Origin of the sequence: Bacillus altitudinis 41KF2b, from assembly GCF_000691145.1 — a bacterium.
In the GTDB taxonomy this organism is placed as follows: domain Bacteria; phylum Bacillota; class Bacilli; order Bacillales; family Bacillaceae; genus Bacillus; species Bacillus altitudinis.
The window spans coordinates 162,043-180,096 of the sequence record NZ_ASJC01000001.1 but is presented as its reverse complement, the minus strand read 5'-3'; the positions used below and the strand labels follow the sequence as shown (position 1 = coordinate 180,096).

General features: G+C 36.9%; 23 protein-coding genes and 1 pseudogene. 10 read left to right on the top strand and 14 right to left on the bottom strand.

What is annotated here, in order from left to right:
- Positions 1-11: 11 nt before the first annotated feature.
- Positions 12-581, bottom strand: a complete 570-nt coding sequence (locus tag BA79_RS00940; protein WP_007498915.1) for a TetR/AcrR family transcriptional regulator — start codon at positions 579-581, stop codon at positions 12-14.
- A gap of 181 nt (positions 582-762) precedes the next feature.
- Here BA79_RS00940 and lpdA point away from each other — a divergent pair, with 181 nt between their 5' ends.
- A complete protein-coding gene (gene lpdA / locus BA79_RS00935; protein WP_035700395.1) occupies positions 763-2,157 on the top strand; it encodes a dihydrolipoyl dehydrogenase in 1,395 nt (464 codons plus the stop codon).
- 114 nt (positions 2,158-2,271) lie between these two features.
- Here lpdA and BA79_RS00930 read toward each other — a convergent pair whose 3' ends face one another.
- Positions 2,272-3,429 (bottom strand): MFS transporter, encoded by a 1,158-nt coding sequence (locus BA79_RS00930; protein ID WP_035701038.1) that lies wholly within the window; start codon positions 3,427-3,429, stop codon positions 2,272-2,274.
- A gap of 112 nt (positions 3,430-3,541) precedes the next feature.
- Here BA79_RS00930 and BA79_RS00925 point away from each other — a divergent pair, with 112 nt between their 5' ends.
- Entirely contained in the window at positions 3,542-4,447 is a 906-nt protein-coding gene (locus tag BA79_RS00925) for a LysR family transcriptional regulator (protein ID WP_019743043.1), read from the top strand.
- Positions 4,448-4,463: 16 nt separating this feature from the next.
- Positions 4,464-5,027, top strand: a complete 564-nt coding sequence (locus BA79_RS00920) for a GNAT family N-acetyltransferase (RefSeq protein WP_035700391.1) — start codon at positions 4,464-4,466, stop codon at positions 5,025-5,027.
- Positions 5,028-5,031: 4 nt separating this feature from the next.
- Here the strand turns inward: BA79_RS00920 and BA79_RS00915 are convergent, their stop codons facing one another.
- The gene (locus BA79_RS00915; protein WP_035700388.1) at positions 5,032-5,556 is read right to left on the bottom strand and encodes a DinB family protein; all 525 of its coding nucleotides are present in this window, start codon (positions 5,554-5,556) and stop codon (positions 5,032-5,034) included.
- A gap of 193 nt (positions 5,557-5,749) precedes the next feature.
- On the opposite strand from BA79_RS00915, the gene cuyB reads away from it, so the two are divergent.
- Together cuyB and BA79_RS00905 are read left to right on the top strand one after the other, a co-directional pair.
- Entirely contained in the window at positions 5,750-6,448 is a 699-nt protein-coding gene (cuyB, locus tag BA79_RS00910) for a cysteate racemase (protein ID WP_035700385.1), read from the top strand.
- A 23-nt stretch (positions 6,449-6,471) separates the two neighbouring features.
- On the top strand, positions 6,472-7,347 hold the full coding sequence (locus BA79_RS00905; protein ID WP_035700384.1) for a LysR family transcriptional regulator: 876 nt from the start codon (positions 6,472-6,474) through the stop codon (positions 7,345-7,347).
- Between the two features lie 32 nt (positions 7,348-7,379).
- On the opposite strand, the gene BA79_RS00900 is transcribed toward BA79_RS00905, so the two are convergent.
- The 6 genes from BA79_RS00900 to BA79_RS00875 all read right to left on the bottom strand — a co-directional run bounded on the left by BA79_RS00900 (position 7,380) and on the right by BA79_RS00875 (position 12,352).
- The gene (locus BA79_RS00900) at positions 7,380-8,210 is read right to left on the bottom strand and encodes an SMI1/KNR4 family protein (RefSeq protein ID WP_035700383.1); all 831 of its coding nucleotides are present in this window, start codon (positions 8,208-8,210) and stop codon (positions 7,380-7,382) included.
- 110 nt (positions 8,211-8,320) lie between these two features.
- Complete coding sequence (locus BA79_RS00895) at positions 8,321-8,494, bottom strand: hypothetical protein (protein WP_035700382.1); 174 nt, start codon at positions 8,492-8,494, stop codon at positions 8,321-8,323.
- Positions 8,495-8,786: 292 nt separating this feature from the next.
- Entirely contained in the window at positions 8,787-9,668 is an 882-nt protein-coding gene (locus BA79_RS00890; protein WP_248596521.1) for a hypothetical protein, read from the bottom strand.
- Positions 9,669-9,724: 56 nt separating this feature from the next.
- Positions 9,725-10,219, bottom strand: coding sequence for a hypothetical protein (locus tag BA79_RS00885; RefSeq protein WP_248596520.1), 495 nt, complete (start codon positions 10,217-10,219; stop codon positions 9,725-9,727).
- Positions 10,220-10,731: 512 nt separating this feature from the next.
- Positions 10,732-11,394: a type A chloramphenicol O-acetyltransferase gene (gene catA, locus BA79_RS00880; RefSeq protein WP_035700380.1), complete on the bottom strand. Its 663-nt coding sequence runs from the start codon at positions 11,392-11,394 to the stop codon at positions 10,732-10,734.
- Positions 11,395-11,521: 127 nt separating this feature from the next.
- Positions 11,522-12,352: a sialate O-acetylesterase gene (locus BA79_RS00875; protein WP_035700377.1), complete on the bottom strand. Its 831-nt coding sequence runs from the start codon at positions 12,350-12,352 to the stop codon at positions 11,522-11,524.
- Positions 12,353-12,599: 247 nt separating this feature from the next.
- On the opposite strand from BA79_RS00875, the gene BA79_RS00870 reads away from it, so the two are divergent.
- Both BA79_RS00870 and BA79_RS00865 read left to right on the top strand, forming a co-directional pair.
- The gene (locus BA79_RS00870; protein ID WP_035700376.1) at positions 12,600-13,046 is read left to right on the top strand and encodes a MarR family winged helix-turn-helix transcriptional regulator; all 447 of its coding nucleotides are present in this window, start codon (positions 12,600-12,602) and stop codon (positions 13,044-13,046) included.
- A gap of 32 nt (positions 13,047-13,078) precedes the next feature.
- Positions 13,079-14,023 carry an acetyl-CoA carboxylase carboxyltransferase subunit alpha gene (locus BA79_RS00865; RefSeq protein ID WP_035700373.1) on the top strand — a complete coding sequence of 315 codons (945 nt, stop codon included), beginning with the start codon at positions 13,079-13,081 and terminating at the stop codon, positions 14,021-14,023.
- Between the two features lie 496 nt (positions 14,024-14,519).
- Here BA79_RS00865 and BA79_RS00860 read toward each other — a convergent pair whose 3' ends face one another.
- From BA79_RS00860 to BA79_RS18710, 4 genes and pseudogenes are all read right to left on the bottom strand, one after another.
- Positions 14,520-14,744: a hypothetical protein gene (locus BA79_RS00860; RefSeq protein WP_035700371.1), complete on the bottom strand. Its 225-nt coding sequence runs from the start codon at positions 14,742-14,744 to the stop codon at positions 14,520-14,522.
- Positions 14,726-14,917, bottom strand: a complete 192-nt coding sequence (locus BA79_RS19905; protein ID WP_248596519.1) for a hypothetical protein — start codon at positions 14,915-14,917, stop codon at positions 14,726-14,728. Before BA79_RS19905 ends, BA79_RS00860 begins: the two co-directional genes overlap by 19 nt.
- A 24-nt stretch (positions 14,918-14,941) precedes the next feature.
- Positions 14,942-15,085 (bottom strand): annotated as a pseudogene (locus BA79_RS19900) (DUF3102 domain-containing protein); the annotation flags it as partial.
- Between the two features lie 166 nt (positions 15,086-15,251).
- Positions 15,252-15,791 (bottom strand): hypothetical protein, encoded by a 540-nt coding sequence (locus BA79_RS18710; protein ID WP_051626166.1) that lies wholly within the window; start codon positions 15,789-15,791, stop codon positions 15,252-15,254.
- A 351-nt stretch (positions 15,792-16,142) separates the two neighbouring features.
- Here BA79_RS18710 and BA79_RS00845 point away from each other — a divergent pair, with 351 nt between their 5' ends.
- Both BA79_RS00845 and BA79_RS00840 read left to right on the top strand, forming a co-directional pair.
- A complete protein-coding gene (locus BA79_RS00845; protein WP_035700369.1) occupies positions 16,143-16,598 on the top strand; it encodes a DUF4231 domain-containing protein in 456 nt (151 codons plus the stop codon).
- Positions 16,591-16,995 carry a TIR domain-containing protein gene (locus BA79_RS00840; RefSeq protein WP_035700367.1) on the top strand — a complete coding sequence of 135 codons (405 nt, stop codon included), beginning with the start codon at positions 16,591-16,593 and terminating at the stop codon, positions 16,993-16,995. The genes BA79_RS00845 and BA79_RS00840 overlap by 8 nt, the downstream gene beginning before the upstream one ends.
- Here the strand turns inward: BA79_RS00840 and BA79_RS00835 are convergent, their stop codons facing one another.
- On the bottom strand, positions 16,996-17,190 hold the full coding sequence (locus BA79_RS00835) for a hypothetical protein (protein WP_035700364.1): 195 nt from the start codon (positions 17,188-17,190) through the stop codon (positions 16,996-16,998). It lies immediately after the preceding gene.
- 317 nt (positions 17,191-17,507) lie between these two features.
- Between BA79_RS00835 and BA79_RS00830 the strand changes: the two genes are divergently transcribed.
- Entirely contained in the window at positions 17,508-18,053 is a 546-nt protein-coding gene (locus tag BA79_RS00830) for a hypothetical protein (RefSeq protein ID WP_035700361.1), read from the top strand.
- The last annotated feature ends 1 nt before the right edge of the window (position 18,054 follow it).

Below are 18,054 nucleotides of genomic sequence, written 5' to 3'. Positions count from 1 at the left end.
CCCTATGTTTTTTAATTTGAATTTAAAATGTGTTTTGCCTGTGTTCTACCTGCCATTAACAATTGATCACTGAACTGCGAATCATTGACAGCTCGTGCAAGAGCAATTGTACCAATCATGCTGCTTACTAGTGCGTAACTGGTAGAGAGATCTATGTTTCCCGTATCAGCTATAAACGCCATAAACCGTTTCAATTCATCTGTATAGGCTTTACGTACCTCTTGCGATAATTGAGCAATCTCCCCTGCCAGTGCAGGCAATATACAGCCGATCTCCGTCTGATCACGGTGAACGGAACTTAAATAAAAGTCAATGATCGTCTGAATTCGAGGCTGGTCTGTTTTCTTGTCTGCAACACTTTGCAGCAGCTTGATCGTATCAGTAATAGCAAAATGAAAAGTCTCTATCACCAACTGATCCTTGTTCTTAAAGTGAGCGTAAAACCCTCCATGAGTTAGACCTGCCCCTTTCATAATGTATGGCAAACTGATACTACGGACGCCATTTGTTCGAAATGCTCGTGCAGCACTAGCGATGATCTGCTCTCTCACTTTTGACTTATGACCTTTCGGATAAGGCATCCTCTTTTCTCCTTCCTTTTAACTCATCTAAGTGTATTTATTAAAATATTATAATTATCATATTATCTTGTGTCAATTGACTAAAATCCATCTTTCCTCACTCAAATGGGATTGACTTCACTAAAATATGATGACTATAATATATTATGATCATCATATTTTGAAATTGGAGGTGCAAGGAATGATTCATTTAGAAACAGTAGATACATTAGTGATTGGATCAGGTCCAGGGGGCTACGTGGCGGCGTTACGTTCAGCTCATCTCGGCATGAAGACTGCGATAGTAGAACGTGATCAGTTAGGTGGCGTATGCACCCATGTAGGCTGTATCCCTTCTAAAGCGCTAATAGCAGAAGCAGAGCGGTTCAAACTCCGCACAAAATGGGGTGGTTTTCAAGAAAGCAGTTCTTTCAATGAAGCTCAAGCGTTCAAAAAAGCTGTTGTGGAAAAACAAGCTGGAGGCGTCCAATTTTTGTTAAAGTCAGCTGGAGTTACCATTTTGGAAGGCGATGCAAGCTTGTTCGATCAGCATACAGCGGTGATTCAACATGCCGAAAAAGGTGAAAAACGAATCAACTTCAAATACCTTATATTAGCAACCGGCTCTCGTCCAATTGAAATTAAATCACTCCCTTTCGGAGGTCGTATATTGTCTTCCACTGAAGCACTATCCCTTCCCGAAATCCCTAAAAGCCTTGTCGTAGTTGGGGGTGGATATATTGGTGTTGAACTCGGACAGATGTTTGCAAGGTTTGGATCAAAAGTCACCATTCTAGAAGGCGGCAATCAAGTATTGCCTGGTTTTGAAAGTGAACTTGTCTCGCCTGTCGTTCGTCAATTGAAAGAAGATAACATCACGATTATTACAGGAGCAAACGTCACAGATGCCGAGCAGCATATAAGCGGAATTGATCTTCATTATGAGAAACAGAAAGAAAGCTACACGGTGAAAGCGGAATATGCCCTAATTACTGTCGGAAGAAAACCGAATACAGATGGAACATTAGGTCTTGATTCTATCGGTTTGTCCATTACCCCTAACGGACTAGTTAAAATTGATGAACAATGCAGAACTTCCATTCCGCACATTTATGCAATTGGTGATATCACCGAGGGTCCTGCTCTGGCTCATAAAGCTTCCTATGAAGCGAAGGTGGCAGCAGAAGCAATCGCCGGGAAACCTTCGATGATCGATTATAAAGCGATCCCTCTCGTTGTGTTTTCCAGCCCAGAATTGACGAGTGTTGGACTGAGCGAAACGGATTGCAAGCAACAATCCATTCCGACTGTTACTGGAAAAACAATGTTCTCTATTAATGGTCGAGCACTGGCATTAAAAGAACCAGAAGGATTTGTGAAGATTGTGGCCCATGCTGAATCTGGCCTTATTTTAGGAGCACAGATCGTAGGTGCAGAGGCATCTACTCTTATATCAGAACTTTCTCTCTCTATCGAAATTGGTGCTACAGTAGAAGATTTAGCCATGACGATTCATCCTCACCCAACATTAGGTGAAATGATCATGGAGGCTGCAGAAATGGCCACTCGTAAAGTTGAAAAAAATCTGGCACGATAATTCATTCAGGTGCATCTTTTAAAAATTGAGTAAAATAATCGCCATAGCCTACTTAGGAATAGGCTATGGCGATTTCAATTGAGTCATGATATAAAAGCAGCGGTATATTGATCTTTAATTGGATACCTCATCACGTTTTTTCCCTAACTTCATCGATAACTGCACGCCAATCATCAGCATCACGATGGCGAGCATTGCGACAATAGCAGCTTGAAAATGTCCGCTGATATCGAAAATCAAACCGATTAAAAATGGACCAAATCCTCCCATGATGTACCCGCCCATCTGTGACATCGCTGACCATGTACCGGCTTCTTCTGGTGTACGCGTTTCAATAATAGGCAGCATAAGCGCTAAAGGAAATAATCCACCTGCTCCAATCCCCAGAAAAATAACAGCTGGCAGGATCGGCATTGGCAGTAGAAGGAATATGAGGCCAATCAGCTCTGACAAACTGCATAAAATCAGAAATAATTTCGGCTTTCCTAGACGATTGACGATGTTTGGAACGAGTAATGCCACCGGAATCTGAATGAGCGTAAATATCGTAAGCAGCATGGCGGCATACTGCGGACTATTCCCAAAATCAAGCGCAATGGGTGAAATCCACGCTGTTAACGAATAGAACATGCTAGACATAAAGCCAAAGAACAAGGTGAATTGAATGGCTTTTTTGTTTCGCAGCGGTAATCTCAGCGGCACATCTGCATGATCCGCTTGTTGGTTTTGACGAGCTAGACCGAGCCATAAAATCAGTGCAATAACGCCTAAAACCGCCCAGCAAGATAACGCAAGTGGAAGGTTATGCTCACTGCGAAGGTAAATCGGAATGGTCAAGCCCGAAGCAAGTGCAGCTCCAACTGTCATCGATATAGAGTACACACTGACAATCCCAGGACTTTTCGGGAAATACTTTTTAATAAAACTAGACAACAATGGTCCGGCAAAACTTATTCCAACTCCTCCTGCAAAAGCAGTCACGAGAAGGATGGTAACCGTTTGACTTGTACCACGCAGTCCAGTCGCAATTGTGATAAGAAAAATCGAGAAAAAAAGAGTTCTCTCTAATCCAAACCGGCGGCTTAGTTTCGTTGCTACAGGGGCAAACACTCCCATGCACAAGACCGGCAAAGTGGTTAAAAGACTTGCCGTGAGTGCACTAACGCCAAGGTCTGATTGAATCATGCTCATCATAGAAGCCACGGATGTAATGATTGGGCGCAAGTTTAAGGCAGCTAAAAATAAAGCAGCTAAATAAAATATTTTTTTTATCAATACTCTTCTTCCTCTCTCATCTTGTTGAGGTTACTATGAGTATAAATCCGCTTCATTCATTGATCAATACAATAATTCGTATTATGATGATAGGAAAATACTATCATTAATGAAAGGATGGCATATGGATACTCGTCACATTACCTATTTTATGGCTGTATTCGATCATTTACATTTCACAAAGGCTGCAGAGCAACTAGGTATATCACAGCCTACATTAAGCCAACAGATTCAACTGCTTGAAGCTGAAGTTGGGATGCCGCTCTTTGACCGAATCGGTAAAAAAGTAGTTGCAACTGAAGCTGGTACGCTTCTTTATCAATATGGCATGAAAATGCTTCAGGCTGAACGAGATGCAAAAAATGCCATGAAAGAACTGTTATCTGAACAGCGGGGTACCGTTCGGCTTGCCGTCCTTCCCTCTGATCTTGACTTTCAGCTTGTTCCGCTTTTTGTAGAATTTAAAACGCTGTATCCAGAGATCAACCTAAAGGCTTTTTCGACCATCTTTGTTCGTGACGAGGTGCTCTCACATAAAGTCGATATCGGAATTGGGCTGCGCGGGCCTGCGGATAAACGACTGATTCAAATTCCACTTGGCGATGAGCCCTACGAATTGTTTGTTCATTCAGACAGTGAACTGGCAAAAAGGCGTGAAGTGACGCTAAAAGAGCTGACAAAGCATGCACTGGTCATGTATCCAAAAGGCTACCTAGGAAGAGATTTGGTCGATGACGTATGTAAAGAACACGGTTTTGAATTGGACACGGTCATGGATGTTGGGTCTGCCACTTCACTATTGCAGTTGGTTGAAGCCGGGATCGGCGCCACCATCCAGCCAAGAGGGCTGTTAAAGCAACATTCAGCATGGCCTAATATTGTCTCTATCCCTATTTCTGCCCCTGCTCCTGTTCGGCATCTTGAATTAACGTATTATGCCGATCGATTTGTGACCAAAGCGCAAAAACAGCTATCTGAATGGCTAATAGACTTTTTCAAATCAAGAACAAACTAAAAAGTGAGGGTAACACATGAAGAATGCAAACAGCATATTTACAAGAACAAACCGGGTCGTGATTCGTCAGTTTGATCAGCAGGATATTGAAGCATTTTATCAATACCGATCAAACCCCTCTATTGCCACATTTCAATCCTGGGAAAACTACACGCACGAAGACGCTGAATCATTTGTACAACACCAAATGACGCAACAACCTAATCAACCAGGGACTTGGTTTCAATACGCGATTGCCTTATCTGAATCCAATCAGCTGATAGGAGATTGCGCCATTCATACACTCGGCAGCGAGCCTAGAATCGTTGAAATAGGATTTACACTTGCGCCTGAATTTCAAGGAAAGGGCTATATTCATGAAGCCTTGAATTCAATGATCGAATATATTTTCACTACACTGAACAAGCATAAAATCATTGCCTTTACAGATGTACGCAACGAAAAATCCATTCGAGTGCTGGAACGTTTAGACATGAGACGCGAAGGACATTTGCTGCAAAATTATATGTCAAAAGGACATTGGGTCGATGAATATCAATATGCCATTCTTCAATCTGAGTGGGCCGCGAAGCGTCATTAAACATTTATTTCCTATTCAAAATCCCTAAATAAGCGCTCCATGGACCCACATCGGTTCGATATCGTTCCGCCATGACTCGAACAATTTGGGAGATATGGGTGAAATCATGGACAACCCACGCAGAAAGTAATTCGCTCACTTGCACGATGCCGAATTCTGGATGGACGCCCTTTTTCTCTAGATCAAGACTTGAATGTGTCATACGCTGAATGTATGACACATTCTCCATCCGCACATGATGAAACTCCGCTAGTGCTTGTTCTATCTGTCTTTCAGTTTGATTCAAATGGGCGTAGCGGTCAAATGCAGGAAATGGGGTATTCTCTCCATCAGCAAGAATGACATTTAATCGGGGAATCCAGTTGGATTTCTCTGCTTCAATCAAATGTTCAATGACTTCAACGGGATTCCACGTTCCCTCCCCTTCACGACTGTGAAGCCAATCCTTCGATAAACCTGACAAAAGACTTTCTAATGTACGAGGAGTTCGACTCAACATATCTAAAGCTTCATCCAAATTGAAATTCATAATGGTAGCTCCTTTATCAATTTTTCTTTATTCTAATATTTTTTGATTAGATTGCAACTCATACCGCAAAACAGATAAAGAAGAAAATAAAAGGTGCTTTTAATCAACCTTCTATATACAAATAGAACTTTTCTATAACACTCACCATCCTTTCTTTTTTTATAATAGAAAAAAATGAAATGTGGTGATATGCATGTCTACAACAATTGGTATTATGGGTGGTATGGGCCCTTTAGCGACGATTGATCTGATGAAAAAAATCATTTCTCATACACCAGCGATAAAAGATCAGGATCATCTCCATGTAATTGCTGATAATGATCCGCAAATCCCTGATAGAACCAATGCCATATTTGGGAAAGGCGAAGATCCTACAGAATATATGATTGCATCAGCTAAAAGATTAGAACGCGCAGGAGCGGACTTTATTCTGATTGCATGCAATACCGCTCACTTCTTTTTAGAAAACGTACAACAATCCACTCATATCCCTATCATGAATATGCCATTAGAAACCGCAAAGCATCTGAACAAACATCACTATACGTCTGTGGGCTTACTATGTACTGATGGCACATTAAAAACCCAGCTCTATCAAAAGGCTTGTGCCCATCACAAGATTGATGTCATGACTCCTAGTGAAAATCTTCAGAAAAACGTGATGAATGGGATTTATGCCGTGAAAGCAGGGAAATTGAGTAAAGGCGAAAGTGAACTGGCGTTAGCTGCAGAAATTTTAATCAATCAAGGAGCAGAAGCCATCATTGCCGGCTGTACAGAAATTCCTTTAGTTCTAAGGTCAACCAAAGCTGTGAAAGTGATTGACCCTACTGTCATTTTAGCGAAAGAAGCTGTAAAATTAGTGTATGAGCTTGAGAAGCTAAACATTTAAAGAACGTCATATAAGGGGATAACATGAATATTGAGAATATAGAAGCGTTTATTTATGTATGCCAGCTAGGCAGTATCAATAAAGCTGCAGAAGCACTGTATTTAACCCAGCCTTCTGTTTCGGCACGTATTCAATCGTTAGAAAAAGAATTAGACCTGAAATTATTTGATAGACAGAGAAATAAACTATCTCTGACGGAAAAAGGTGAACAGTTTTACCCGCATGCCAAAAAGATTCTCCATTCTTATCAAGAAGCAAAGCATAGTCTCAAACAAACGATGATCCCTTATGAATTGACGATTGGATGCGCATCCTCTATTTCCAATAATCTATTGCCTAACATATTGCCCGCCCTAAAAGAAAAATACGAAAACCTGAAAGTGAAAATTGTAACAGGACATTCAAAGGATGTTGTCCAAAAAGTGATTAACAACCAAGTAGACTTTGGCATTGTCAGGACTGAAACACATCCTCAAATTGAATCAATCCCGATTTTCAGCGATCCAATCGGGCTGTTCGTCCCAACTCATCACCCGCTTGCCAGCCTAGGCAACATCAATATGAATGAACTAGAAGAACAACCTTTTATTTTCTTTGACTATGGGTCATTTGATTGGTTGATGCTCCACCGATTATTTCAAAAAAACAACATCACACCGAACATTTCCATTGAGGTTGATCATATGGAAACTGCAAAAAATTTAGTGCTACAAGGAATGGGACTATCGTTTCTTCCTCATCATTGTGTTAGAAATGAAGTAAAACAAGGAACATTAAAACAAATTTCAATCGAGCCATCTATCAATTTCAACATCAATATCGAGTTCATTTATAAAAAAGGAAAATCCAAATCCGTTTTCATTGATCAACTCAAACAGTTTTTTCATGAATTAGATTAAAAAAAGCCCTTTTTAGGGGCTTTTTTCTTTCACTATCGTTTTTTCACTGGATGAATGTCCTCTCCCAAAAAGGCGGTATTCGGATCTCCACTATTTTCTAGAATTTCAGCAATTTCTTGCAGCTCTTTATTGATACGGTCATTCCTTGGCATATCTGGGTTTAACAGAAGGTTGGAGTGAATAGCAGTAGCTGTTTCATACAAGACATGTTGATCTTTTATCTGTTTGATGCACTGTTTCATGCGCAAGAAAAACCATGCGATCTCTTCAATGTCTTCCATCGGATAATGTGCCATTTTGAAGAGATTCTGCTGACGAAGGTCTCCTCTCTCAAAAATGTGTTCAAGCTCTTCTTTACTGATATATAAATCCGAAGCTTCCTTCTCAATCTCTATTACTTCAACCATGGCGTCGTCAGCTGTATATAACCGCTCAACAAATTCATCGAAACTATCTGCCAGCTTATAATCTACCTCCATCTCTAAATCGAAATAGTGAATAGGAGGATGTTCCTTCGTTTCTCGGTAATCCATGGCGATCCATGTATCTTCTTCCCCGCTGATGAAAACAAGTCCCTCTGGCAGCTCCAATTCATCACTTAACTGAACACTATTCATAATTCCATCATCTTTGGCGATTCCTCTTAGATGGTCGAATTGAACATGATCCTCTGCCCATGAATTCGGCCGTTCGGTTGGAAAAGCATTACGAACTGTAAAACCACCATTCCATTCTAAAATGAGTTTTTTGTATGTATCGGGTAAAGTGACTCCAAGTGTTCCCTCTGCTTCACGAATTTGTTCCTCATCTATCTTTTCTAACGTAAAAGGACTCTCTTCATCTTTCTCCCAGAATGTTTTCAAAGTGGATGCCTCCTCGTATCTATCTGAGATAAGTATAACATTGACCAACTGTTCATTTACTCATTCTACTTCATAAAAAAACAGACTCTTAAAGTCTGTTTTAATCTTGTCTATACATTTTCAGAAGTTGTATTTCGATCAATCATAATCGTGTTTCGATTTGATTTTTGTTCCTCCATTGTTGTATTCCGAATTGATTTCGTTTCAATGATTTTTATAGTTTCTGCTGTTGAAACACTTAACAATACAATGGATACAATGATTAGGAGTCTTTTAATCACCATACAGACACTCTCCTTTTTGAATATCATTTTGAGCTTTAAGAGCCTTTCTATAACATTCTGCTACTCTTTCCAAAAAGAAACCGAAAAAAAAGAGCTCCCTCTCAGGAGCAGTGTACTAAATACGCTGTCATAAACCATAACTCAATGGACTACTTGTGTGTCTGATTTTCTTCTAATAATTTTATAATCTTTTCATTAGATTGTTGAATATTTCTCAAAATCGATACCATGTTTCCTGTAAATCCTATCAATATAATGAATAAAATAATGATCATCCACATAAAATTGCCTCCTATGGTTGAATTAACGTTCTAATAGAAGAATAGCCTCTAAAATTAACTTCCTCAAATTTAGTACTATTATCAAAAGGTGCAGGAAAAGCAATGACTTGAAAATTCTTTTCCTTTTTCACTTTTGGCAATTTTATTTGATAAACATTTGTTTTTTCACTTTCTACAGATACATACATCACATGTTTTCCATTGAATTTTTGTTGATCGAATTCCGAGAATGCGACTAAAGCATAATTCATTTTTTCTTTACTTGTATTATCCACTTGGAGATAGACGGGCATTTGACTTTTTGAAGTATACAGCACTTTATTTGAAACCTTTCCTGAAGCCATGAAAATTTCTTCTCCAGTTAATTCATCCGTTTTATATATTGGAGAAAATTCACTTCTAATATGATGAGATGAAGCTTTTTTTGTGATGTATCGCATAATATAATTTTCTTGTAAACCTGTCGCTATATCTATATGACTATCTTTCAAATGATATTTTGCTTCGGGAACAATAATAAACGCTATTTCTCCAACATCTTTTGGTAATGTCGCTTTGATTGGTAATGTCATCACCTGGTCTTTAGTCATCTCAAATGTGTATGATTTAGCTGGTCTATGATTATCTGCAGAAAATGCTATTTGATTAAAATTTGCTAGTAAGAATAACGTGTACTTTCTAGCTGCATCTATGTAGTGTGAGAAGGAAAGAACTTTGTTCATTTGGTTATTCTTAATCAAACCGATATCTAGTGTATCAAGCAGCTTCCCCTCAGGTTCATACATACCATATGATACGGTCTCCGTTCCTGGTCCAGTAACATCCAACATTTCATCATTATAGTCTTGATCGTTAGAGACTTTTTCTTGTCTGACAAATAAAATAAAAGCCATTAGTAATACGATGAAAATGGTTATGAATACAATTTTTCTATGTCTCATCACGACTATTAAATTTTAAAAGTCTTTTGGCGACTAACAGTTTTATAACCACTATCTTTATATAAAGAGTTTCCAATCGCTTTACCTTTACATCCCCAACCACCATCTACACCACCTGCAGCATTCGCTCCAGCATAATTTGATTTCTTCGCAGAATCGGTCTTGCTTTTAGAAAGTCCTCCATCTCCTCCATATAGTCTTGATTTTGCTTCTATATAATCAATTTTTCCCTTTGACTTCGCTGTCGTTAACATGCTGTAGTTACATTGAAATATTTCACCAATCAATCCACCAGTTTTTCTTAGTTTCCAATTCGTAACATAATCTGCTTTGGCCGATTTTTTGTTAGTTGAATGTGATACAGAATCCGTTGCAGTATCCTCTGCAATTGTTATCCATTCAGTTTCATTTTTCTCAACAGTAGTTGCTGAAACAGTTGCAGGGAATATCGTGCTAGCTAAAAATATTGAAGACAGTAATAATGTATTGCTTTTCTTCATCATGTAAACCACCACCTTTATCAATTTTTAGAGTAAATACATATACATTTAATTCAATATAATGATTTTAGATAGAGTGAGTATACATTTTTTAACATCCGACAAAATCACTGCTTTCTTCTATAAGAATCTGCCCGCCCTTTTTGCAGTTTCAAAATATTCCATTACTCCGTAGTTTATCACCTATCATTAATTAATTTAGAAGCTTAAATGACAAACACTCAGAATCATTTTTCAGGTCTACTACTCTTGAAGACTGTAAGATGAAAATTTCTATATCCCTATCCACACTCCATCAAATCCCTTTATATTACATTTATTATCACATAATGGAATTTTCAAAACACCGAAAAGAAACCGCAAAAATAATTGAGAAACAAAACATGATTGCCTTATTTGCAAACTTGCAAACTAATAACTTCTTCATCACACAACAAATAAGCAGACTCGTTAAAGTCTGCTTTATGCTAACTTCTATAAACCATTGGAAACCTCTTGCAAATCACTCCTGACATTCAGGACATATCCAATGAATCGTCTAACCACTCTTCACAATGTTCAATAAGCCATCTCAAATATTCAACATATTGACCGACATGATAGCCATCACAAACAGCATGATGGACTTGAATCGCAACGGGCAGAATGATTTTTCCTTCTTCCACCTTAAACTTGCCTATCGTAAATATTGGCAGTAAATAAGTTATATCTGTAGATACATTAAGGTTAAAAGAAGTAAAATCAATCCACGGCAGGCTTGAAATATTGAACATGTTTTCTGGCATATGAGGTTTCGGAAATAGGCTGCTGCTTTTGCTGTAAGTGTCCATGTCCGCTACACAGCTTTTATAAAACCGAGCAAAGTTTTCATCATAAGGCGTCCAAATACTTGAAAACGTCTTTGTTTCTTTATTTAAAATCGTATAACTAGGATGGAGAATCTCCCAGTAACCAAGTTCATCGTTCACTTGATCCATCCGAAATTCCGGTAATTTTTGCACAGCTCTTGCTAACAAATAAATTTGCACAGGATATACTTTTAGCCTTTTTTCTTTTAATATTGCATACAATTTCGTGATGTCTAGATCGATCACCAGACTATATGTGCATCGGGTTACCGTCATATAATGATGAAAGTGCTCTTTTCTCGGATAATTTTCATCTATTTGTTTAAACATTTTTTATCTCCTCCTGAATGTAATTGCTTGTATTCAGGAGGAAGCTTTATCTGTTTTTACCACCACAATCATCCTTTCACAAGATATATCATGTTTCTGTTTATTCAAAGACTACTATGAGCTTTGCCTACGTTAAAGCCTCCAGCAACTCTTCATAAGTCATCTTGCCCAACGTGAATTTTTCTAGTGCTATATATGTATTCTCCGCTGAGGTATTCATTCTATTATGACAGTCTTTCACTAGCTCATGTTCATTTGGTAATGGTTCATGTATATGTTCTGTTTTTCGAAATGCTTCATAGTATCTTATCCCAAATATTCTCTGGGACATCGCATTGATGTGAATTCCGTCCGGATTAGGTATAAGGCTTTTCGCAGTAACATAATAACAATTTTCATGATCATGTGCATATTTTTGTAGTTCCTCATTGATCAGTTGATAATCCACACATCCTGCGCCAAATGCTGTCTTTCCTAAGAAATCGCCCAAACCACCTATCACAAGCGGAATGTTAGGTACAGATAATTCAGTTCTTAGCTCATGAAATAATCTTCGTATTTTTTCATCGTATTCTTTGTATTTCCCATCTCGGCTGTCACTTTCTCCTTGATGCCATAATATCCCGGCCAATTCGCTATCTTCCTTTGCAAATGTAGCTTCATTTATTGCATGACGAAATAATACCCCATCTCGTGACCACTCATCAATGGAACTGCCACCTTCAGCACATGGAATAAGACCAATTTTTTCTCCCTCATGATCCTTACACCAAGTCTCCGCGAAGGAAGCCGCCAGTCCTACACCAGCTACCGGCCTATCAAAATGAATAGGTTCAGTCATCATTTGCCATCTTCCATTTCGCAGCATCATGATTCTTTCATTATAAATTGGCGGCACTTCATGCTTAAAGCCTCGACCCGCCATATTAGATTGTCCAATTAGTAAAAATGACTTCATATTTTTCTCCCCCTCTCTTCATTTTTCATATTTTTGTTGAAAGAACAGTAAACAGTAATTACTTAGGGTAAGATCCTGATGCATCAATCAGGTGGATCGACTATGATCAATCCACTTAAACCATTTTAACAAGAAGAAATCTCTTGTCCATGTTGTCATATGGGCTGATGTTAAACTTGTGAAAAAAACATATTCATGTATAATACAATTGATGTATAATACATTAATTTTAGGAGGGTGACCTTTTTTGAAAAGAAAAGATGCCTTAAAACTAAGATCAGATATTAAGAAAATGATTATAATAACTGGGGTTTTTGAATCTCAAAATTTGCCCAATGGACCATTTGAAAAACCTCTACCAACTTCTCAAATGATGGCGTTAGAGGAAATAGAGATGGAAAAATTAACTGTTTGGCAACTATCCAATAAACTTAGATTAGAGACTTCAACTGTAAGTAGATTGGTAGATAAGTTAGTAAAAAAGGGACTTGTTTATCGTGAAGTAAATGAAAAAAACAGAAGAGAACTTTTTCTGCACCTCACAGAAAAAGGTCACATTACTGTTAATCGCTTAAGAGAACAATCCCTTACATTTTATCAACGTATCCTCAGTAATTTATCAGAATCAGAACAAAAAATAGTTGTGGATGGTTTTGAATTATTTATTGATTCTATTTCTAAGTCTTTTGATTAGAGTGAGGTAAATCATACCCTTTGGAGGATAAAATGAGTTTGGATTTTGAACGTCCTATGATTGAACTAAAAGAGAAATTTGATGAATTAAAGAAAATGATGAAAGAACATAATGTAGATTTATCATCAGAAATTCAAGAATTAGAAAAACGTTTAAATAAAATGCAAGATGAAATTTATTCTAATCTTACACCTTTTCAACGAGTTCAAATTGCAAGACTACGTAACCGGCCCACGACATTGGATTATATACCTTTATTGTTTACAAACTTTTTCGAACTTCATGGTGATCGATTATATGGTGATGATCAAGCAATGATAGGTGGTATTGCAAAATTTAAAGGGATGCCCGTTACGGTTATTGGTCATCAAAGAGGGAGAAGTACAAAGGAAAATATAGAAAGAAATTTTGGAATGTCACATCCAGAAGGATATAGAAAAGCGCTAAGACTGATGAAACAAGCTGATAAATTTAATCGCCCTATTATTACATTTATTGATACAATTGGCGCCTATCCAGGCAAAGGGTCTGAAGAACGTGGAATTTCTGAAGCGATAGCTCGAAATCTATTGGAAATGGCTACACTTAAAGTGCCAATTGTTTGTATTGTAATTGGAGAGGCATCAAGTGGTGGAGCTCTTGGCATTAGTGTCGGTAACCATATCCATATGTTAGAGTATTCATGGTACTCGGTCATTTCGCCAGAAGGAGCAGCATCTATCCTATGGAAGGATGCTAAGTATGCTCCAGAAGCTGCTAAACATATGAAAATTTCAGCAAAAGATTTAAAGCATTTAGGAATTATTGATGAAATCATTCCTGAAATTAAGGGTGGAGCACAAAATGATATAAAATCACAGGCAAAATTGATTGAATCTGCAATCGAATCATCTCTAAAAAAATTGATACGATTATCCTCGGAAGAGCTTATACAACAGCGATATGAAAAGTATAGACAAATAGAGAATTATAAATGAAAATACTTAAAACCGTATTACATTTCTGAGGATTCTTACTAAAAAGTTCTAAATATTTTGTAAGTAACCTCTTAAACTGGATATGCTGATACTATTAAAAGTGTGTGATCTGTATGGAAAAGGGATTTTTTGATTCTAAAAATACTGAGAAACAATCTAATGGATAAAGTTCGTTCCCAATTCGTCCCCAATCAAAAGAAACAGAACAAAAATTCGTTGTCAAAAAAACAAAAAACCCTTGCTAGGCAAGGGTTTCAACGATGATTCCGATTGGGCTCGAACCAGCGACCTCTACCCTGTCAAGGACGAGACACGTTTTCTGACTAATTCTAACACATTCTAAATAATTGTCCTAACCCCTGGTACATAAAGGTTCATTCGATTTTGTTTCCTACCTTATACTGAGTGATTCTTATTAGTAAAAACATTTCTTGTGATACCACTGTGACTCAAATGCTCAATCAATTCATATGGTAACATCTCCCTGTCTACAAATTTATGCTTTATCACCATTAATATATTTCACTAACATAGCTGCTGCGTACATAAAGAATGCAGCGATTAAACCATTCACCATACTTCCAAAAATGACAATCAAAATCTGTCCTGCGTAATCTGTCCATGTCTTATCTGGAAATATAGCAATGTTCCATATACTTATGAGCATATAGAATCCAGTCACAACGATAAACGTCCAAACAACTAACTTTGATTTGAGCATTTGCTGACAATCCTCCAACATCCATTTTCTTCTATGATAACATGGGTTAATAATAAATCTTCAATCATTTCATCGTGATCCATATTCTTAGCTTCATCTAACTCATGTTCTAATCGCTTCTTATCTTGTTCCGCTTCCTTTAATGCTTTCTTAACTTCACGCAGCTCACTCACAGTCATTTCATCTACAGTTTTTGTTTCGCCTGTTGATGGGATATGGAGAGATGAATCGATTAATTCTTGTCTGTCTATTGAGGTGGGCAATGATATCATTTCAAATAATTTATTTGTGTCTAAATTCCACGACGTCGTGGAATTTCCAAACTGCTCGTATGATCTTATAAATTTCCTAGCTTGCTCTTGAGAAAATTCAATATTTGTTTGTAACCACCTTCCCCACTACCCGACAACCAAATCATTCTCCTTCACATGTTTCAACCTTCTGCCATTCTCAAATATGGCTTGACCAGCAACTTGCTTATATGTGTTTATTCCGCTGTAATGATGTTTAACTATCTTTATCAGCTTTTGCTTGAATAAGTAATTCTTTGAAATGTACTAGATCAGAACGATTATAATCATCATGCAACACACTTTTGTGAAAATGTTGCTGTATTAAAAACAGTGCTATACATATAATTGATATCACTATAATAAAAATCTTCCAATGTGCATCGGAATTGAGTTCAACTTTATTAGAAATAGGGGCTATAAAAGCAGTAATTGTTGTGAATATAAATCCAATAAAAAAGAAATATCTTTTTTGATCATTTGTGTGTTCTATTCTTTCCATTCTTGCAATTGCAGATGATAAATCAACTTTATCTAATGACCTTACGACTTGTACCTTAATTCTATGATTTGTGTAATCTTGTCCATCTTTAGGGAAATGAAATTTCAAATAAGCATTTAGACTTGTTGGATCCATTTGCGCTAAATTACGCTTTAAGTTGTTCTTGTTAAATACTTCACTTTGAAATTTTTTAATTTCAGTTTCTTCTTCTAGTTTTCTCTCAAAATGACTTCGTTTAAATAGATTCCATTTCATATCCTATCACCTCAACTGAATTATCGACAGGAGGAATAAATTGTTAAATAAAAGATTGTTCTTTCTAGATTGATTATTAATCTATTCCAACAAAAATTCCTTCGTCTGCGCTGCTCGATAATACCACCACTGTAGCTTAAAACTATAGTGGTCTAGCTCCCTCCTAATTATAGGCAGCTTAATACACTCATTTTAAAAGATAGTAGTGACCGTCATAATGTTCCTATCATACAGATAGGGTGGCAGATATTTCAATTTTGGACTTTAAAGTTTTAAAAAAAGGACTATCAGTCTATTTATCTGTTGAAATAATCCATTAACTGTATATAATGGAAGTTGAGGTGGAATGTTTTGGAACATGATTGTGGAACTGAAAGTAAATACATACAAGATAGACTAGAAGGTCAGATCGAATGGTATGATAAAAAATCATTACATCATCAAAAGAATTACAGAGTTATGAAGATCCTAATTATAATTCTAGCTCCATCTATCCCTATTCTAAGTGTCTTGACGAAGTTAAATAGTATATGGATTACATTGTCGATCGCCTTAGCTGGTGGAATAATTACAATGTTAGAAGGATTTTTGAGCTTAGGAAAACACCAAGAGAATTACATAGAATACAGACGTATTTGTGAAACATTAAAACACGAAAAGTATCAATACTACACAAAGACCGGTGTTTACTCAGAGGGCGATATTTTTAAATTGTTGGTTGAGAGAACCGAATCAATAATATCGCAAGAGAATATTAATTGGGCTAATATGCAGAACAAAGCAAAAGGAGAAGAAAAACATGACTAAAAAAATATTTATAAGCTACGATTACGATAATGATAAGACTTATAAGAATATGCTTGTCGCTTGGTCTAAAAATAATACACCTAATTTTAAAGATATTCAATTTGAAGACGGTTCAACAGATGTTTCAGTTAATTCAACAGACACCGGAGCAATTAGAAGAGCTATATCTAGGCGCATGAATACATGCGGATACTTCTTGCTTTTAGTTGGTGAAGATACTCACAAAAGCAGCTGGTGCGACTGGGAAATTGACAAAGCGAAAGAATTAGGAATGAAACTTGTTGCTGTAAAAATAAACAACAGCAATACTTCTCCAATAAGTATTCTAAATTCTAAAGCAAAATGGGCTAAATCTTTCACTAAAGAAGCTATCAAAAAAGCTATTGACGAAGCTTAATTATTCATAAAATGGTTTATACGTCTTTTCAAATATATCTGGCTTACACGGATAGATTTCACCATGTACACCTTTAATAATCCAATCGCCAGGCGATGCTTTCATAGTGCCTTCTAATGTCTCAATGTCCATTTCTTTATCAATTTGATATGCTTCTACAACAACAGGTTTCTTTACAAATTGTTTCTTTTCCATACAGTTTCATCTCCAGTTTTTTTTATTATTTTAATACCTCATTTTAAAACAATTAAACCATTTTAATTGCCCTCTATAAAGGGCTTTTTTGTTTTATAATTATCTTCTTCTACACTGACTTTTACTCACCACCCCTATTTACATATAATGGCAAACGTAAGACGAGACTATATAATTTTCTTTCACCATTAGTATTGACTTGTTATTTGCTTTTTGGCTTGATAGGTTGTTTGCCGTTAGTTATTTATTCCCCAAACAATAAATTCCTTTCTGTGATATCCTCACTATTGAAAAATGATTAGAAAGGAAGTATTCCAATGAAAAAGTTTTTTGTTAAGATGTTGCTAGTTCTCATATCAGCAGCAGTTTTCATTCCCACAACAGCTACGTATGCAGCAGAAAAGATCGAACAGAAAGAAGATTTGGCAGTAACTTTCAATCCTACTGAGCTACAAAAACAACTTGCTTTAAGAGATTTACCATTAGAAAAACAAGAAGCCTTGCTTCAAGCATTTAAAGCTATTGAGAATGCTAACAATGATCCACTTGCTACTACAAATGGCCCTAAGGGTGCGGCTATTAAGGCAGCAATCAAAGTAATTAAAGGCTTAGTGAATAACGACTGGGCAAAATGGGTTTTACAGCAACGTTTTGGAAAGGAAGCTGTAAATGGTACTGTCAAAAATGCAAACAAGATCATTAAAGAATTAGAAAAAATTATTGATACTCCAAAAAATGCAGCTGGTAGGGCTCGAAAGGTTGTTTCTGCAGAGCTTAAAAAACATATAGACTCAGGTGTAGCTGATACAATCGGACTTGTTGTTGAATACATCGTTCTCACTGCTGATTTACTTATACTTTAGA